Source organism: Pseudomonas atagonensis (assembly GCF_011369485.1).
Taxonomy (GTDB): Bacteria; Pseudomonadota; Gammaproteobacteria; order Pseudomonadales; family Pseudomonadaceae; genus Aquipseudomonas; species Aquipseudomonas atagonensis.
The window spans coordinates 131951-150685 of sequence record NZ_VXCA01000013.1 but is presented as its reverse complement, the minus strand read 5'-3'; the positions used below and the strand labels follow the sequence as shown (position 1 = coordinate 150685).

The 18735-nt window shown below is 60.4% G+C and carries 13 protein-coding genes; 9 read left to right on the top strand and 4 right to left on the bottom strand.

Annotation, left to right across the window (positions count from 1 at the left end; translation table 11 throughout):
- Positions 1 to 127 precede the first annotated feature (127 nt).
- Complete coding sequence (pvdP, locus tag F2P67_RS10170; RefSeq protein ID WP_166219925.1) at positions 128 to 1747, top strand: pyoverdine maturation tyrosinase PvdP; 1620 nt, start codon at positions 128 to 130, stop codon at positions 1745 to 1747.
- An 81-nt stretch (positions 1748 to 1828) separates the two neighbouring features.
- Here the strand turns inward: pvdP and F2P67_RS10165 are convergent, their stop codons facing one another.
- Genes F2P67_RS10165 through F2P67_RS10155 form a run of 3 tightly spaced genes read right to left on the bottom strand, consistent with a single transcriptional unit; the run spans position 1829 to position 6377 of the window.
- Positions 1829 to 3223: an efflux transporter outer membrane subunit gene (locus F2P67_RS10165; protein ID WP_166219923.1), complete on the bottom strand. Its 1395-nt coding sequence runs from the start codon at positions 3221 to 3223 to the stop codon at positions 1829 to 1831.
- A gap of 7 nt (positions 3224 to 3230) precedes the next feature.
- Positions 3231 to 5204, bottom strand: a complete 1974-nt coding sequence (locus tag F2P67_RS10160) for a MacB family efflux pump subunit (protein ID WP_166219921.1) — start codon at positions 5202 to 5204, stop codon at positions 3231 to 3233.
- Entirely contained in the window at positions 5205 to 6377 is a 1173-nt protein-coding gene (locus tag F2P67_RS10155) for an efflux RND transporter periplasmic adaptor subunit (protein WP_166219919.1), read from the bottom strand. It abuts the gene before it with no gap.
- Between the two features lie 319 nt (positions 6378 to 6696).
- On the opposite strand from F2P67_RS10155, the gene F2P67_RS10150 reads away from it, so the two are divergent.
- The 8 genes from F2P67_RS10150 (at position 6697) to F2P67_RS10115 (ending at position 17924) form a co-directional block, all read left to right on the top strand.
- On the top strand, positions 6697 to 7179 hold the full coding sequence (locus tag F2P67_RS10150) for a sigma-70 family RNA polymerase sigma factor (protein ID WP_166219917.1): 483 nt from the start codon (positions 6697 to 6699) through the stop codon (positions 7177 to 7179).
- A gap of 133 nt (positions 7180 to 7312) precedes the next feature.
- Positions 7313 to 8647, top strand: a complete 1335-nt coding sequence (locus F2P67_RS10145; RefSeq protein ID WP_166219914.1) for a lysine N(6)-hydroxylase/L-ornithine N(5)-oxygenase family protein — start codon at positions 7313 to 7315, stop codon at positions 8645 to 8647.
- 571 nt (positions 8648 to 9218) lie between these two features.
- Positions 9219 to 11918: a magnesium-translocating P-type ATPase gene (mgtA, locus tag F2P67_RS10140; RefSeq protein WP_166219912.1), complete on the top strand. Its 2700-nt coding sequence runs from the start codon at positions 9219 to 9221 to the stop codon at positions 11916 to 11918.
- Positions 11919 to 12060: 142 nt separating this feature from the next.
- Entirely contained in the window at positions 12061 to 12777 is a 717-nt protein-coding gene (locus F2P67_RS10135) for an MgtC/SapB family protein (protein ID WP_008084043.1), read from the top strand.
- A 154-nt stretch (positions 12778 to 12931) separates the two neighbouring features.
- The gene (locus F2P67_RS10130; RefSeq protein ID WP_166219910.1) at positions 12932 to 13321 is read left to right on the top strand and encodes a hypothetical protein; all 390 of its coding nucleotides are present in this window, start codon (positions 12932 to 12934) and stop codon (positions 13319 to 13321) included.
- Between the two features lie 171 nt (positions 13322 to 13492).
- Complete coding sequence (locus F2P67_RS10125; protein WP_166219908.1) at positions 13493 to 13936, top strand: ANTAR domain-containing protein; 444 nt, start codon at positions 13493 to 13495, stop codon at positions 13934 to 13936.
- Between the two features lie 135 nt (positions 13937 to 14071).
- Positions 14072 to 14695 carry a response regulator transcription factor gene (locus tag F2P67_RS10120; RefSeq protein WP_166219906.1) on the top strand — a complete coding sequence of 208 codons (624 nt, stop codon included), beginning with the start codon at positions 14072 to 14074 and terminating at the stop codon, positions 14693 to 14695.
- A 10-nt stretch (positions 14696 to 14705) separates the two neighbouring features.
- Positions 14706 to 17924 (top strand): ATP-binding protein, encoded by a 3219-nt coding sequence (locus F2P67_RS10115; RefSeq protein WP_166219904.1) that lies wholly within the window; start codon positions 14706 to 14708, stop codon positions 17922 to 17924.
- A 4-nt stretch (positions 17925 to 17928) separates the two neighbouring features.
- On the opposite strand, the gene dkgB is transcribed toward F2P67_RS10115, so the two are convergent.
- Positions 17929 to 18732, bottom strand: coding sequence for a 2,5-didehydrogluconate reductase DkgB (gene dkgB, locus F2P67_RS10110; protein ID WP_166219902.1), 804 nt, complete (start codon positions 18730 to 18732; stop codon positions 17929 to 17931).
- Positions 18733 to 18735 lie beyond the last annotated feature (3 nt).

Here is an 18735-nt window from a genome sequence, read left to right as displayed (position 1 = left end):
TGCTATCTGGGAAGAACGAGCGGGCGCGGAAGAAAATTAGTCCGCCGCGATGGCGCTTAAATTTGTTCGCTCAGCAAACGTTCTAGCTTGGATAAAGCCTGCTTCAGGGCTGAACACAGGTAGGGCAATGAGGATTTCTCGACGATGGTTCATGGCAGGCCTGGCGCTGACCGGCGCTGCCGTACCTGCAGCTTATTTCGGGCATCGCGAATGGACGAAGCCCGACCCGACGATCACCCCCGGTGAGGCGTCTTTCGATGTCGCCGACGTGGCCGGGCAACGCCTGGCGAATGCGTTGCGCGGGGTCTGGAAGATCCGCTTCGTTGGGCGTGACGCGGGCCTGGACGGTTTGCCGGCCCAAGGCCTGGAAGTGTTCCTCGACATCGGTCAGAAAGGCCGGGGCGTGTGCGGTTTTCTCGACACGCCGGAGCGTCTGCGCTCTGCCGACACACCTCGTTACCGAATACTCGGCGATCTTGCCGGCGCCGAGGTCTCGAAGCTCAGCTGGCGCCTGCTGGGCACCGGCGGCAGCGTCGACTACGAACTGAACATGATCCTCGACGAGGTCTGGGCGGACTTCGGCAATGCCGGCAGCGGCACCCTCAGCGGCAGCGTCCAGCGCCTCGACCGGGCGCTGGCCTTGCCGGCGCAGGATCACCGTTTCATCGCGGTCAAATGCCTGTTCCCCGAAGCCCGCCAGCGCACGCCGCTGAATGGGCCTTTGCTGGCCTGGCTGGTGTCGCCCGAGCATCGGCTGTTCCACCAGGTGTGGCACGCAACGCGGGACAAATGGCACACCCTGTCCGAGGACAAACGCAACGCCATACGCGGCCTCGGCTGGCAGCCCGGCCCCCGCGATCAGGAGCGTGACGCCCGGGGCAAGCGCAAGGATCGCAACGGTTCAGGCATCGATTTCTTTTTCATGCACCGGCACATGCTCGGGACGGCGCGCTCCCTGCAGGATCTGCCGTCGTGGGAGTTCTTCCCGCTGCCGCAGCCGGAACTGGTGCGCGACCGTCAGGGTTTTGCCCGTTATTTCGACAACCACGACGGCACCGCGCTGCCGCCGACCTGGCTGGCCGATGGCGACGATGAATTCAGCCAGTGGGTCAGTGACATCAAGACCGCCGAGACCTATCAGAGCAACTTCGAAGTCTGGGAGTCGCAGTACCGCGATCCACAATATCTGTCGAAGATGACCCTCGGTCAGTTCGGCTCCGAAGTAGAACTGGGGCTGCACGACTGGTTGCACATGCGCTGGGCTTCGGTGCCGCGCGATCCGTCCAACGGTCAGCCGGTGCCGCTGGCCCGGGATCTGGACGACTTCGCCGCGCGCTGGTTCGCCCCGGAAAACGACTTCCTCGGCGATCCGTTTTCATCTCATGTGAACCCGGTGTTCTGGCATTTCCACGGCTGGATCGATGACCGTGTGGAAGACTGGTTCCGCGCCCATGAGCGTTTCCATCCGGGCCAGGTCACGCGGCTTGAAGTCAATGGTGTGAAATGGTTTGCGCCGGGACGCTGGGTCGAAGTCGCGGATCCGTGGCTCGGTCCGACCACCCACGGTTGCAGCACCACGCCGGGGTTGCAGGTCGGCAAGTCGGTGGAGATGGATCCGGAAACCATGAAGCTGGCGCTGCGAATCGTGTTCGGTTCGGATGAGAAGAAGCTCGAAGGATTGTTCCGGCGAGTGCCGAAGCGACCGTGGTATGCGCGCAATCTGAAGGCTAAAACCGACGCAGTCTGAGGGCCGCGTTATCGTTCAATCGTCGAGTCGCAGCCTGCTCCGGGCGGCGACTCAACGATGACAGTCTGAAGGGCGGGGCAATTACAGCGCCTGCCATCCCCCACCCAGTGCCTTGTACAGCGCGATGCTCGCTTGTAGCCGCGACAGGCGTAGCTGCACATTCGAGTCCTGCGCGGCATAAAGCGTGCGCTGGGTTTCCAGCACCGTCAGCAAGTCCTCGGCGCCGGCCTGATAGCGGCTCTGGGCGATATTGAAAGCGGTCTGCGCCTGATTCAGTTCTTCGCTTTGCCACTGCCGCTGTTCATCGAGGCCACGAATACTGTTCAGGGCTTTTTCCACGTCGGCGAAGCCATTGATGATTGCGCCGCGATAGGTTTGCAACAGCTCTTCCTGGCGGGCCGTGGCCTTGTCGCGCTCGGCACCGAGACGGCCGTTATTGAAAATCGGCGCCACAAGTCCCGCCGTGAGGTTGTAGAACGGGCTGCGCCACACATCATCAGCCTGATTGGCGCCAGAGCCCAGGCTGGCGCTCAGGGTCAGTTTCGGCAGCATGGCCGCGCGGGCGACGGTGACGTCCGCCTGGGCGGCGGCCAGTTGCGCTTCGGCGCGGGCGATGTCCGGGCGGCGCGTCAACAGTTCGCTGGGCAGGCCGGCGGCGATGGCCGGCCATTGCAACTGATCGAAGGATTCATGGCTGGCCGGCAAGTCCTGCACCGGTCGGCCGAGCAGTGCAGCCAGGCTGATCTGTGCTTCGCGGGCCTGTTGCTGAACGTTCGGCAACTGCCGTTGCTGCGCCGCCACCAGACTTTTCTGCTGGGCCAGTTCGAGCGCCGTGGCGGAGCCGGCGTTATAGCGGGTCTGCACCAGTTGCAGGACGTTTTGCGCATTGGCCAGATTGAGTTCGGCGATGCGACTCTGTTCCTGCAGGGAGAGAAATTGCGCATAGCTGTTGGCGACACCACTGAGCAGCGTCAGCTCGACGGTGGCGCGGTCGAACTCGCTGGCTTGCAAGCTCAATTGCGCGCTGTCACGGGAGGCACGCTTGCCGCCCCAGAAATCGATTTCGTAACTGGCGCTCAGGCCGATATCAAAGTAGTCCACCGCCTTGTTGTTGCTGTCGGCATCCAGTTGACGGTAGCCATCGCCGCGCAGCAGTTTCTGTCGATTGGCATTGCCGGTGCCCTGAATCTCCGGCAATTGCGAGCCGGCGGCGATCACTGTCCCCGCGCGGGCCTGACGGACGCGCGCGATGGCGGCAGCCAGATCGTAGCTGCCGACTTGAGCCTGTTCGATCAGTTGATTGAGTTGCGGGCTGGCGAAGCGTGTCCACCAGCGCGCGTCATCGCGCAAAGCGTTGGTGTTGTGCGGGGACTGCCACGCGGCGGGCGGCACAATGCCGCTGTCGGGACGTTGCGGGGGACTGCCGCAGGCACTGAGAATCAGGCATGCGGTCAACAGGCTGAGGCGCGGTTTCATAGATCGATCATTCACTGGTAAGGGCCGTGACCGGGTCGAGCCGGGCAGCTTTGCGGGCCGGCATGAAGCCGAAAACAACACCGGTCACCAAGGCACAGCCAAAGGCGCCAAGCACTGCCATCAAGGAAAACGCCACGGCGACTTCGCTGAGAATCAGCACGCCGCCGACGATCAATGCCAGGGCGATCCCGGCAATGCCGCCGACCACCGAGAGCATCACCGCCTCAGTGAGGAACTGGCGCAGGATGTCGCGCTGACGGGCGCCGGTGGCCATGCGGATACCGATCTCGCGAGTGCGTTCGCGCACGGTCATCAGCATGATGTTCATCACGCCGATGCCGCCGACCAGCAGCGAGATCGCGGCAATCGAACCGAGCATCAGCGACAGGGTGTTTTGCGTGCGCGCTTCGGCCTGGATCATGGCGGCGTTGTTGGTCAGTTCGAAATCCTTCTTGCCGTCGTGCAGGCGCAACATCAACTGCTCGATGGCGTGTTCGGTTTCCTTGACCTTGCGGGCGTCGGCGGCGGCAATCGCCACGTATTCCGGATTGCGTGTGCCGAACAGGCGCACGCTGGCGGCGGAGTAGGGCACGGCGATGCGGTTGTCGCTGTCGGAGTCGCCGGAACTGGCGCCTTTTTCCGCGAGCACCCCGACCACTTGGAACGGCACGTTCTCGATCAGAATGTATTGGCCGATCGGGTTGGGCACATCCTTGAGCAGTTTGCTCCGTACCTTGTGCCCGATCACTGCAACGGCGGCGGCATTCTGTTCATCGGCCTCGGTAAAGTAACTGCCCTGAACCACTGGCCAGTTGAAGATCGCCGGGAAGTTGGTGTCGTTGCCGCCGACGTAGCTCAAGTGGTCGGCATTGCCGTAGCGCACGCCGGCCTCGGAGCCGTTCACCGGCATGATCCGCTGCACTTGCGGCAGGCTCGCCAGGGCGTGGACATCGTCAAGCGTGACGATTCCCGGCGGCGTGCGCGGATTGGGTGCCGAGCCGCTCAGATAAATGATGTTCGAGCCGAACGCGCCCATTTGCGCCATGACCTGGCGCTTGCTGCCTTCGCCGACCGCGAGCATCACCACCACTGACGCCACGCCGATGATGATCCCGAGCAGGGTCAGCGCGGTGCGAAAACGGTTGATCCACATCACCCGCCACGCGGCGTGCAAGGCATCGATCAGTTCACCTTTCCACGCGCCGGTGGCTTCGGCGCCTTCGGCCAGTCGCTTGCGCAGATCGACCGCTTGCAGAGCGCCGGGGTTGGCAGTGGTCTGCGCCTCAGGGTTGTCCCGGGCGCTGTCGCTGATGATCAGGCCGTCGCGGATTTCGATGATGCGTTTGGCTCGCGCGGCCACTTCGCGGTCGTGGGTGATCAGGATCACCACATGGCCTTGACTCGCCAGTTCATCGAGCAGCGCCATGACTTCTTTGCCGCTGTGGCTGTCCAGTGCGCCGGTCGGTTCGTCAGCGAGAATGATGTGGCCGCCGTTCATCAGGGCGCGAGCAATCGACACCCGTTGCTGCTGGCCGCCGGACAACTGGTGGGGGCGGTTGCCGGTGCGTGACGCGAGGCCGAGGCGATCGAGCAGGGCGGCCGCGCGCGCATGGCGCTCGGCGGCCGGGGTGCCGGCGTAGATGGCCGGCATCTCGACGTTTTCCTGGGCCGAGCCGGACGGGATCAGGTGATAGCCCTGAAACACGAAACCGAAGGCTTCGCGGCGCAACCAGGCCAGCTCATCGCTGTCGAGGCCGGCGACGTTTTCGCCGGCGAAACGATATTCGCCCGAGGTTGGCCGGTCGAGACAGCCTAGGATGTTCATCAGCGTCGATTTGCCGGAGCCGGACGCGCCGACAATCGCCACGAATTCGCCGGCGTGGATCGAAAGGTCGATCCCGCGCAGCACATGGACTTGCGGGGCGTCGCCGCCGCCGTAGGATTTGCGGATGTCCTGCAGGTCGATCAGAGGCGTTTGCATTCAGCCTCCGCTGCCGTCGGCCGGGCCGACCAGCAAATGATCGCCTTCGTTGAGGCCATCCAGAATCTGCACCTTCAAACGGTCGCTGATGCCGGTCTGCACCTCGCGCGACTGGATCTGGCCATTGGCGGCAACCACTTGCGCGGTTTGTCGATTGGCCACGGCGCTGCCTTGCAGGGCGGCGACCGGTGCGGTCAGGACGTTCTTCGCTTGATGGGCGACAAAGAATACTTGAGTGGTCATTTCCGCCATCAGGGCGTTGTCGGCGTTATCGACGTCCAGCAGCACGGTGTACAGCACCACTCGCGCGCTGCCGCTTTTGCTCGAACTGGCCGGACTGCCGCCGCCCTGGCTGGTTTGATCCAGAGGTTTGGGCGGCACTGGCAGGATCTGCCGCACGGTGCTGCTCCAGCGCCGGTTGCCGCCGCTGAGCGTGGTGAAGTAAGCGGTCATGCCCGGTTTGACATGGCCGATATCGGCTTCGGAAACCTCGGCCCACACCGTCATCGGCGAAAGCTTGGCGATTCGCAGGATCAATGGCGTTTGCTGTTGAGCGTTGAGGGTCTGGCCTTCACGAGCGTCAAGAGCGACCACGGTGCCTTCCATCGGCGCATAGATTCGGGTGTAACCAAGCTCGGCCTGATCGCTGCGCAGGCTGGCTTCGGCCTGACGGATCTGGGCACGGAACATGTCGATGCGCGCTTGCGTCGCCTTGAGTTCGGCGCGCGCGGTCTGCACGTCTTCTTCACGGGTGGCGCCGCCAGCGGCGAGGTTCTGCTGGCGCTGGTATTTCTGTTTGGCGAGCTCGTGCTGGGCCTGTTGTTCCTGCAGTTGCGCCTTGAGGTTTTCGATGGAGAACTGACTGGCGTCGAGCTTGGCTTTTTGCGTGGAGGGATCGATTTCCACCAGCAATTGGCCCTGTTTGACCACGTCGCCAACCTCGACATGAATCTTGCGAATCTGCCCCGACGCCTGCGCGCCGACATCGACGTAACGCCGTGGCTGCAGGGTGCCGAGGGCGGTGACGCTGCTCTCAATGTCACCGCGACTGACTTGCACGGTGGCGAACTTGTCGCGGCCGGGCGGCAGAATCTGCCAGGCGGCTACGGCGACAACAGGGATCAGACAAAGGGCTGCGAGCAGGGCGCGTCGGGCGGGGCGGGGACGTTTCATGCAGGGTTCCGGCCAGTGGGAATCGACCCGTCATTCAGTGGGCACCGCACGCGGGGCACAGCCGAACGCTGACGCAGGAGGCGACAGACACGGGGAGCTGTCCTTTAAACGAGGCAGGAGGCGGGTAATTTAAGCGCTGAAAAATGCCGTAACAGGTATAGGCGTTAACAATTTGTCGGGCAAATCGAAACAGCGCTTTAAATCTATATGAGAATTACTATAAATTACGCACCTGAAATTGCCACCATCGTGCCATTGTCGTTTTGACCGTGGCGGATCTGGCTCAAGGATCGAAACCGCCTCGCTGCGGCCGGGAGTCATGTTGGAAAACTACTATCGCGAGCTGGTGTGTTTCCTCAACGCCAAGCTGGGCAACCGCCAGGTTGCCGAGGATGTGGTGCATGACGCCTATTTACGGGTGCTGGAGCGTTCCAGTGACACGCCGATCGAGCAACCCCGGGCCTTTCTTTATCGCACGGCATTGAACCTGGTCATCGATGATCATCGACGCAACGCCTTGCGCCAGGTCGAACCGCTCGATGTGCTCGACAATGAAGAGCGCTATTTCTCGCCGTCGCCACAAGGCACTCTCGATCATGGCCAACGTCTGGAAATGCTCCAGCGCGCCTTGGCAGAGTTGTCACCGGTATGCCGTGAAAGCTTTTTGCTGCGCAAGATCGAAGGCCTGTCGCACAACGAAATCGCCGAGACCCTTGGCATTTCCAAGGCGCTGGTCGAAAAGCACATCGTCAATGCCATGAAGCATTGCCGGGTGCGGATCAAACAATGGGACGCCCATTGATCCTTCCTCGTTAAATTTTTTTTCACCGTCCTCGTTCCTACTCAACAGACGATCTGCTGTCCTGCTCCCGGGCCGGTCAGGTCACCCAGGCTTTATTCCCGCTGTTGACGGGTTCATCCAGAGGACACTGGAAATGACACAGGCAATTGCATCGCCCATCGTTCACGACCTGATCGGCGTCGGTTTCGGCCCGTCGAACCTGGCGCTGGCCATCGCTCTGCAAGAGCGCGGCCCGATCCAGGGTGAACTGGATGTGCTGTTCCTCGACAAACAACCCAACTACAGCTGGCACGGCAACACCCTGTCGACCCAGAGCGAGTTGCAGATTTCCTTCCTCAAGGATCTGGTGACCCTGCGCAACCCGACCAGCCCGTACTCGTTCGTCAACTACTTGAAGTACCACGGTCGTCTGGTTGATTTCATCAACCTGGGCACCTTCTACCCGTGCCGCATGGAGTACAACGACTACCTGCGCTGGGTCGCCGGACAGTTCACCGAGCAGAGCCGTTACGGTGAAGAAGTGCTCACCATCGAACCGGTGCTGCACAACCATCAGGTTGAAGCATTGCGCGTGATCTCCCGTGACACCCAGGGCCAACAACACGTACGCACCACCCGTTCGGTGGTGGTCAGCGCCGGCGGCACTCCGCGTATTCCGGAGGCGTTCAAGGCGCTGAAGGGCGATACCCGCGTGTTCCACCATTCGCAATATCTGTCGCAAATGGCCAAACAGCCGTGCGTGAACAATCAGCCGATGAGCATTGCGATCATCGGCGGTGGGCAGAGTGCGGCGGAAGCCTTTATCGATCTGAACGATTCGTTCCCGTCGGTGCAGGTCGACATGATCCTGCGTGGTTCGGCACTCAAGCCTGCGGATGACAGCCCGTTCGTCAACGAAGTGTTCTCGCCGGAGTTCACTGACCTTGTGTTCCAGCAGAACAGTGCCGAGCGCGAGCGTTTGGTCAACGAGTACCACAACACCAACTACTCGGTGGTCGACATCGATCTGATCGAACGCATCTACGGCATCTTCTATCGCCAGAAGGTTTCCGGGATTGCCCGTCATGCCTTCCGCACCCTGACCACTGTCGAGAAAGCCACCGCGACCGAAAACGGTATCGAACTGGCCGTGCGCAACAACGCCACCGGCGAAGTCACCGTGCGTCTTTACGACGCCGTGGTACTGGCCACCGGTTACGAGCGCCAGATGCACCGCAAACTGCTGGCGCCGCTGGAAGAATACCTGGGCGATTTCGAAGTGGATCGTAACTACAAACTGATCACTGACGAGCGCTGCAAGGCCGGCATCTACATGCAGGGCTTCTGCCAGGCCAGCCACGGTCTGAGCGATACGCTACTGTCGGTGCTGCCGATTCGTGCGGACGAGATTGCCGGCTCGCTGTATGAGCACGGCAAGAATCGTGGGCATCGTTCGATGGCGGATCTGTTGTTGGCGACTGCCAGCTAAATTTGCGGCGCCAGTCAAACCGCCTTCGCGAGCAAGCCCGCTCCCACGTTGGATCTGTGTATGCACGACTAATGTGGGAGCGGGCTTGCTCGCGAAGAGGGTCTTGCGAACACTGCAGGTTTTGAAACCTGAACCAATCCTGAAGCCTCCTGCAATTCCCCGACACACTTCCTTTAGCGGGTTTACTCTCCAGACATCGGGGCGTAAGCTTCGCGCGTTTTCATCAATTGCGGAGACCCACAGTGGGTACTTGTTCGAGTGACAGTTGTCGGCCGGTCTCGGTAACCGGCAGATTCTCGGCAAGATAACGCGCAGTTTCTCTCTGCCGTTGTCTCGCCGTAAAAGCGAGCAGCGGCATCCCGTGCATGGCCCGTCCGTGGTCATGTCCCGACGTCCTTCTCATCGACACTGAAAGAGCGTGGTTTCGACGTCATCGTCGTGATCGCAGCCCTATCGACACGCTTGTCTTTTCTGACCGGCGCGCCAGACCTTGCCGTGCCGGTTTTTCCGGCGGACGAGGCGCGGCCGTACCTGCTCGACGGTTTCCCGGCTGACCATAGGGGCAACAGCCATGAAACTTACGCTCAAGGAATTTTTCGCAGGCTTCCTGCGCACTCGCCACATCGCCCGGCATTTCCGTCGCCTGGCGCTGCTGGAATCGATCAACGACACCACGGTCAGCCGTGAAGTGCCGCCCACACTGGCCAACACCCTGGTCGATGCCGCGCATTGCGACAGCGGCGTCCTGTTGTCACAACTCGGCACTCACTCCGAAGGCCTCACCGATTTCGAAGTCGATGCGCTGCGTGCGCAACACGGCCTCAATGAAGTCGAACACGAGCAGCCGCTGCCGTGGTGGACCCACCTGTGGCACTGCTACAAAAACCCGTTCAACCTGTTGCTGACCTTGCTGGCGGTCATCTCGTGGCTGACCGAAGATCTCAAGGCCGCTGTGGTGATTTTCTCCATGGTCGTGCTGTCGACATTGCTGCGCTTCTGGCAGGAAAGCAAATCCAACCAAGCCGCCGATGCACTGAAAGCCATGGTCAGCAATACCGCCACGGTGATTCGCCGGGACGCACCGCGCAGCGAGTTGCCGATCAAGCAACTGGTGCCCGGCGACCTCATTGTGCTCTCGGCCGGCGACATGATCCCTGCCGATTGCCGAGTGCTCAGCGCCAAGGATCTGTTCGTCAGTCAGGCCGCGATGACCGGCGAATCGATGCCGGTGGAAAAGTTTCCGCGTCAGGCTGATCGCGACACGCGCAATCCACTGGAGCTGGACAACATCCTGTTTATGGGCACCAACGTCGTGTCCGGCACGGCGGTGGCGGTGATTCTCACCACCGGCAACAGCACATATTTCGGTGCGCTGGCCCAGCGTGTCGGCGCGACTGATCGCGCGGTCACGTCGTTCCAGCAAGGCGTCAACAAAGTCAGCTGGCTGTTGATCCGCTTCATGTTCGTGATGGCGCCGCTGGTGCTGTTCATCAACGGTTTCACCAAGGGCGACTGGACCGAAGCGCTGCTGTTCGCACTGTCGATTGCCGTGGGCCTGACCCCGGAAATGCTGCCGATGATCGTCACCTCGACCCTGGCCAAAGGCGCGGTGTTTCTGTCGCGCAAAAAAGTCATCGTCAAACGCCTCGATGCGATCCAGAACTTCGGTGCCATGGACGTGCTGTGCACCGACAAGACCGGCACCCTGACTCAGGACAAAATCTTTTTGGCGCGCAACGTCGATGTCTGGGGCGAAGACTCCGATGACGTGCTGGAAATGGCCTATCTGAACAGCTACTACCAGACCGGCCTGAAAAACCTGCTCGACGTGGCGGTGCTGGAACACGTGGAAATTCACCGTGAACTGAAAGTCGGCACGGCGTTTCGCAAAGTCGATGAGATCCCGTTCGATTTCAATCGCCGGCGCATGTCCGTCGTGGTCGAAGGGCGCGGTCAGCCGCACCAGCTGATTTGCAAAGGTGCGGTGGAAGAAGTGCTGGCGGTGTGCAGCCGCGTGCGTCACGGCGAGGTCGATGAAGCCTTGAGCGATGAATTGCTGACCCGGATTCGTCAGGTCACCGCAGCATTCAACGCTGAAGGCTTGCGCGTGGTGGCCGTGGCCGCCCGCTCGATGCCTGAGGGCCGTGACACCTACAGCCTGGCCGATGAACAGGAGCTGACGCTGATCGGTTATGTGGCGTTCCTCGATCCACCGAAAGAAAGCACCGCACCGGCGCTCAAGGCTCTGGCCGAGCATGGCGTGGCGGTGAAAGTGCTGACCGGCGACAACGAGCTGGTGACCGCGAAGATCTGCCGCGAAGTCGGCCTGGCGCAACAGGGGTTGTTGCTGGGCAATGATGTCGAGCGCATGAGCGATGCCGAACTGGCCGTGGCCGTGGAGAAAACCAACGTCTTCGCCAAACTGACGCCGTCGCACAAGGAGCGCATCGTGCGCATCCTCAAGGGCAACGGTCACGTCGTTGGCTTCATGGGCGACGGCATCAACGATGCGCCGGCGCTGCGTACGGCCGACATCGGTATTTCCGTGGACAGCGCGGTGGACATTGCCAAGGAAGCGGCCGACATCATCCTCCTGGAAAAGAGCCTGATGGTGCTGGAGGAGGGCGTACTCGAAGGGCGCCGCACCTTCGCCAACATGCTCAAGTACATCAAGATGACTGCCAGCTCCAACTTCGGCAACGTCTTCTCGGTGCTGGTCGCCAGTGCGTTCATTCCGTTCCTGCCGATGCTGCCGATGCACCTGCTGGTGCAGAACCTGCTCTACGACATTTCGCAGATTGCTATTCCGTTCGATAACGTCGACGAGGAAATGCTCAAGAAACCGCAACGCTGGCAGCCGGGTGATGTCGGTCGTTTCATGCTGTTTTTCGGGCCGATCAGTTCGATCTTTGACATCACCACGTTCGCCTTGATGTGGTACGTGTTTGATGCCAACACCCCGGATCACCAGACGCTGTTCCAGTCCGGCTGGTTCGTGGTCGGGTTGCTGACCCAGACGCTGATCGTGCACATGATCCGCACACCGAAGATTCCGTTCCTGCAAAGCCGCGCAGCCATGCCGCTGCTGGTGATGACCGGGATCATCATGGCGATGGGGATCTTCCTGCCGATGGGCCCGTTGGCGCACTACTTCAAATTGCAGGCGCTGCCATCGCTGTACTTCGTGTTTCTGCCAGTGATCCTGTTGGCATACATGGCGCTGACTCAGGCGGTGAAAGGTTTTTACATCCGTAAGTTCGGCTGGCAATAACAGCACGAACAACGCTATTCCCCCTGTGGGACCGGTTTTGCTCGCGAAAGCGGTGTGTCAGTTGAAAATATTTGACTGACACGACGCCTTCGCGAGCAAGCCCGCTCCCACAGGGGATGTGTGTTTTTTCAGGGAGATGACGATGCAAGCCATCAACAACCTCAACCTCGACTCGCTGCTCGACACCCTCGTCAGCCTCAGCGCCGCGTTCATTCTCGGCGGCCTGATCGGCTTCGAGCGTCAATACCGGCAACGCACCGCCGGCCTGCGCACCAATGTGCTGGTGGCGGTCGGTGCGGCGATTTTCGTCGACATGGCCAACCGACTCGCCGGTGCTGAAGGCGCGGTGCGCGTCGTCGCTTATGTGGTCTCCGGTATCGGCTTTCTCGGCGCCGGGGTGATCATGCGCGAAGAAGGCAACGTGCGCGGCCTTAACACCGCCGCGACCCTGTGGACTTCGGCAGCCGTCGGTGCCTGCGCCGGTGCCGACCTGCTCGCCGAAGCCGTGCTCGGCACGCTGTTCATTCTGGCCGCGAACACCTTGTTGCGGCCGATCGTCAACAACATCAACCGTCAGCCACTGGATGTGGTCTCGGCGGAAGTCACCAACATCGTCTACGTCATCGCCCGACGCTCGCAGCAGAAAGCCGTGTTCGCCTTGCTTGAAGCCGAACTGGAACGCAGCAACTACCCGGCAAGCGATGTCGACGTGCATGCCTTCGGCGCCGACGAAATTGAAATCGAGGCGACACTGGCGACCACCTCGGTCGATGGTGATGAGTTGGACGCGCTGGTGGCGCGGATCTCGACATCGGCGCTGGTGGTGCAGGCGTTCTGGAGTCCGAGTACCACCGAATAAAGCGGGAAACTTTCGCCCCCACCCACAGTTTTCTTGGAACTCTGTAGGAAGTTTCCAGCGATTTTTCAGACTTTTCCTAGGTTTTTCGAAAGTGGATTCGGTTAGCGTGATTTCCATCGCGTGCCTACGCCTTTTCCTTAACTGTCGAAAGCCCATGTCCTACAAATGCTGGCGAATTCTGATCGCCGAACAGCACAGCACTCTGCAAGACAGAATCGAAAAAGCCTTCAGGGAGCTGGGCTGTCGGCATATCACACGGGCGCGCTCCTTTCGCGAACTGCTCGGTGTGACCCATTACTCGCATGAGCCGTTCGAGCATTTTGATCTGCTGATCATCAACGGTGAGTTGTTGGCGGCGGCCGGCGTCGACCCGGTGCGGTTCTTTCAAAGCAATTCGCAGATTCGCCACGGTGTGATCCACGACGCGCGGCGTGGTCAGCCACACGCCGAAACGGTTTACGCCAATCAACGCCGGCAGTTGCGTCTGATCCAGACTCCCGACCGGCCAGCGCTGAAATCGCTGTTGGAGCAACTCGATGTTTAAGACCTTTTCCTGGCACGCGCGGCCGATGTGAGGGGGATGCTGCATCGACACTGTGTTGGCAGCTCCCCTCCGGATGAGTGACCGGTTTTTTAGGAAACGTCCTACAGATCACGTTGGCAGGCTTGCGTAGCCTTGGCGCACCCAGAAACCCTGACCACCGGGAGATTGAGCATGATCAATAAAGCCCTGCGTATCCTCATTGCCGACCCGCAGCACTTTCACCGGATGAAAATCGAGCGCCTGTTCAACGGTCTCGGTTATTACCGTGTCGCGCCGGTGCAAAGCCTAGGCGAGCTGTTGACGCTGGTGGATTACGGCTGTGAGCCATTCGATGTGGTGGTGATCAACGCCGAACTGGCGGCAGGCTCACTGGATCTGCTGGGTTTTTTCCTCGATAACCCGCAGGTGCGCCATGCATTGATCTACAACGAGCCTTCGGCGCCGCTGCAAGTGGCGATGGGTTTCGCTCAGGAAAACGTACAGATCAGTCATGCGGCGTTGCCCGGTGCCCAGACCATCGGGCATTTGATGGCGTTGGTCGATGTGGCCGAAACCGCTTCTGCACTGGCGGACTGGAAACCGGAGCCGGTGCTGCAACGTCGGGCTAACGCATAAAATTCAACTTTGCACAACTGTCAGGTCTGACAGGTGTTTCCTCTCCACTTCCGTGCAACAGTCTCTGCGCAGCCATTGTGTGCGGCTTCGTCCGCAACACTGGCGACTTGCTCAGTATTCGTCCGGGGAGTGGACATGAAGTCAGCGTTGATCGTCGACGATCACCCGGTGGTGCGTGCCGCCATCATCATTGTGCTGCAGCGTCTGGGTTTCAAAATCATTCATGAAGCATCCAGCGGCAATGAAGTGCTGTCACTGATCCGCGAGCACAATCCCAGTCTGGTCATACTCGATCTGCGTTTGCCGGTACTCGATGGTCTGGAGGTAATGGTGCGCATCAGAACCAACAACCTGCATTGCAAGGTTCTGGTTTTCAGCTCCCACGAGCCCCTGTTTTATCAGGAGCGTTGCCGGCGCGCCGGAGCGCTGGCCTACGTGACCAAAACCAACAAACTGGAAGAGCTGAGCAGGGCGATAAGTGGGGTGATGTCGGGCTACAGCTATTTTTGTGCATTGGCCGACAGCGGTGTCATGAGTCCGGCACAACTCACCGAAAAACAGATGATCGAGCAGTTGTCCGACCGCGAATTGAGCATTTTCGTCCAGCTGGCACAGGGCAAACTCAACAAGACGATCGCCGAGGAAATGCACCTGAGCCACAAAACCATCAGCACCTATAAAACCCGTCTGATGAAAAAACTCGGCGTCCGCTCGGTGGTGCACTTGCGCGGTTTTGCCCTTCGCAATCATTTGCTGTGAGTCGCCAAGCATGAAATTGCTGCGTTGGGCGTGTTTGCTCTGGCTGAACGTTGCCACCATCTGCTGGGCCGGTGAAGCGCCCCGGGTACTCGAAGTGCTGACGCGTGAGAGCCAGCACAAACTGCAGATTCGACTGGATGAGCAGGATCGAAAATGGCTGGGCGAACACCCGGTGTTGCGCATGGGTGTTTCCGGGGCGGATTACCCGCCATTCGAAATCACCCGCAATCAGCAGGAACTCGAAGGCCTCACGGCTGACTATGCCAACCTGATGGCGCGCCTGCTCGGTGTGCGCATCGAGGTCCAGCGCTTTGCCAGCCGCGAGGCATTGATGGCGGCCCTCAAGCGCGGCGATCTGGAGCTGCTGGGCACCTCCAACAGTTTCGAAACCACCGACCCGGATATCATTCTGTCCCGCGCCTACGCTGAAGATCAGCCGATGCTGGTGAGCCGGATCGATGAGGTGCTCCCGCCTCGTTTGGCCGGTAAACGTATCGCCATGGCCGAGGATTATTTGCCGCTGGCGACGGTGCAAGGGTTCTATCCCGATGCGACGGTGCAGCGTTATCCCTCGGCAATGGATGCCCTGGGAGCGGTGGCGTTCGATGCCGATGACGTGTACCTGGGCGACTTCATCAGTGCTAATTACCTGATCAACACCAACTATCGCAACGACCTGCAATTGGCCGGGCCGTCGGGGCTCGATGCCAACCCGTTCGGCTTCGCCTTGTTACGCAAGGAGCTTCGCCTCAAACGCATCATCGATCGGGCATTGATGGCGATCCCGATGGCGCGACGTCAGCTGATCGAGCAACGCTGGAGTGCGGGGCGGGCCGAGATGGCCGAGCAATCACGGATACAGCTCAGCGCCAGCGAACAGCAATGGCTGGCGCAACACCCGCGAGTGCGGGTCGGCGTCATCGAGGATTTCGCGCCGCTGACATTTTTTGATGCCGAAGGCCGTTTTCGTGGTCTTTCGGCGCAGTTGCTTGCCTTGATCGCACAACGCAGCGGTTTGAATTTCGAGATCGTGCGCGGACGCTCACTGGATCAACAGATTGAACAGCTCAAGGTCGGTGAACTCGATGTTTTGCCGGTGGTGACGCCCAGCAGCGAGCGCGAATCCGAACTGCAATTTACCCGGGCCTACCTGAACAATCCGTTTGTGCTGGTCAGCGCGACGACGGCGCAGAGTCCACGCAACCTTGACGATCTGGCCGGCAAACGCCTGGCGATTTATCGCGGTCACCCGTTGCGCGCGTACCTGCAAGGCCGGGTGCCGCAGATTCGTCTGGTCGACGCCACAAGCCCGGCCGAAGGCATGGAAATGATCGCCAAGGGCCAAGTGGACGCGACCGTCAGCTCATTGTTGGTGGCGCGGTTTCTGATCGCCCGCCAATACCGTGAACGCCTGCGCATCGCCAGCACCATTGGCGATCAACCGGCGCGTATCGCCCTGGCCACTGACCCGCAGGCAGCGGCGTTGCACTCGATCTTGAACAAGGCCTTGCTGAGCATCGCGCCGCAGCAGATCGACGAACTGGTCGAGCGCTGGAGCCATGATGTGGTGGTGGAGGAGAGCTATTGGCTGCGCCACCGCCGCGAGATCCTTTTGGGCTTCGCCGCCGCAGCGGGATTGCTGGTGTTAGCGCTCGGCTGGATTGCCTTTCAGCGCCGGCAGATCCGTCAGCGTCACCAATGGTTGCAGCAATTGCAGGCTGCCAAGGACGCTGCCGATGACGCCAATCGCGCCAAAACCACTTTTCTGGCGACCATGAGCCACGAAATCCGCACGCCGATGAATGCCTTGATCGGCATGCTCGAACTGGCACTGAAACGAGCCGAGGAAGGCGTGACCGATCGCCTCGCCATTCAGGTGGCATCGAATGCCGGGCAGCAATTGCTGGCGCTGATCGGCGACATTCTCGACATCGCCCGCATCGAGTCCGGGCATTTGTCACTCGTCCCGGAGCGAGCCAATCTGCGCGAATTGGTGGCGTCGGTGAGTCGGGTCTTCGAAGGGCTGGCGCGGCAGAAGCGTCTGCTTTGGCACATTGACCTGGATGCACGCAGCGACGTTGACGTGATGATTGATCCGACGCGCTTCAAGCAGGTTTTGTCGAACCTGTTGAGCAACGCAATCAAGTTTACCCAGGAGGGCGAGGTCAGCTTGTCGCTGTCAGTGACTGCGACACCGGCCGAGCGCATGGCTTTCACAGTTGTCATCGCCGACAGCGGAATCGGTATCGACGCCGAAGATCGCCAACGCCTGTTCAGCCCGTTTGTGCAGGCGAGCAATCATGGACAATCGGCGCGCAGCGGATCCGGGCTGGGGCTGGTGATCAGCCGCAATCTTTGCGAAATGATGGGCGGCACGCTGCGTCTGGACAGCAAGCCGGGGGTCGGCACGCAGGTTACGTTCAGTCTTGAGCTGGCATTATTGGACGCTATGGAGTCGGATCCGGTTATCCCGCAATCAGAGCGTTTGCCTGCGCAGGCACTGGACGTGCTGGTGGTGGACGACAATCCGGTAAACCGTTTGCTGCTGTGCTGGCAACTCAGCGAACTCGGTCATCGCACCGTTGACACGGCGGACGGCGATGAGGCGCTGGAACGGTGGCGTGAACAACACTTCGACGTGGTGATTACCGACTGCAACATGCCCAGACGCAATGGTTATGAACTGACGCGGGCGATTCGTGATGAAGAGGTGAGGGGGGACAGAATGCCTTGCCTGATTCTCGGTTTTACCGCCAATGCGCTGGCTGAAGAGAGGCTTCGCTGTTTCGAGGCCGGCATGGACGATTGCCTGTTCAAGCCGATTGGTCTGGGCGATCTTGTGTTGGCGCTGGAGGGAGTCAACCACGGTGAAAGTGTCGTTGACTGGCCACAACCGTCGCAACAGATGGATATCGACTTGGGCGCGCTGGAGCAAATGGCCGGGGATGATCGCTCGATGATCGATCGCTTGCTCAAGGAGATGTTGAACAGCCTTCACAGTGACCTGCTGCAACTCGACGAGCTACGAAGTAAGCCCGATCAGGCCGCGCTGTGTGATCTGGCCCATAGGATCAAGGGCGGTGCGCAGATGGTCGGAGCGGCGCGAGTGATATCGGCATGCTCCGACCTTGAACAGGCTTGCCGCGAGGCAAAAACATCGGACGTTCAAACGGCAATCAGCGTGTTGTTCGAGGCCATGCACGGCCTCGAACAACGCCTTTCGGCTTGACCCATCAATCCCATTGCGGGGCGATGCCTTTCGGGCTGGTCAGGCGATGACCGCGCTCGAGCGTGGCAATCAGGGCCATGTCGGCATCGCTCAGGGTCAGCGCCGTTGCGCCGAGATTGCTCTGCAGATTGGCGCGCTTGGTCGATGACGGAATCACCGCGAAACCCGATTGCATCGCCCAAGCCAGAGTGACTTGCGCAGGCGTGGCTTGCAGGCGTTCTGCGATCTGCTGGATCACGGGATCCTTCAGCACTTCACCGTAAGCGAGGGTCATGTAGGAGGTGATGTGAATGCCCTGGCTGTGTGCGAACTCGACCACTTTGCGGTTTTGCAGATACGGGTGCAGTTCGATCTGGTTGGTCGCAATGTTCTTTGCACCGACAGCGGCGATGGCTTGTTTCATCAAATCGATGGTGAAGTTGGACACGCCGATTTCACGGGTCAGACCCAGGCGCTTTGCCTCCAGCAAAGCACCCATGAACTCTTCGACAGGCACTTCACTTTCGGGCGATGGCCAGTGAATCAGGGTCAGGTCGAGGTAGTCGGTCTGCAGCTTCTGCAGGCTTTCCTTGAGGCTGTCGATCAGACGCTCTTTGGCGAAGTTGGCGACCCAGATTTTGCTGGTGATGAACAACGCTTCACGAGGGATTCCGCTGGCCGCGATGGCCTGACCGACATCGGCTTCGTTTTCGTAGATCTGCGCGGTGTCGATGACCCGGTAGCCGAGTTCAAGGGCGGTGCGCACGGAGTCGATGACGACCTGACCTTGCAGGCGAAACGTACCAAGACCGAAAGCGGGAACAGACATGAA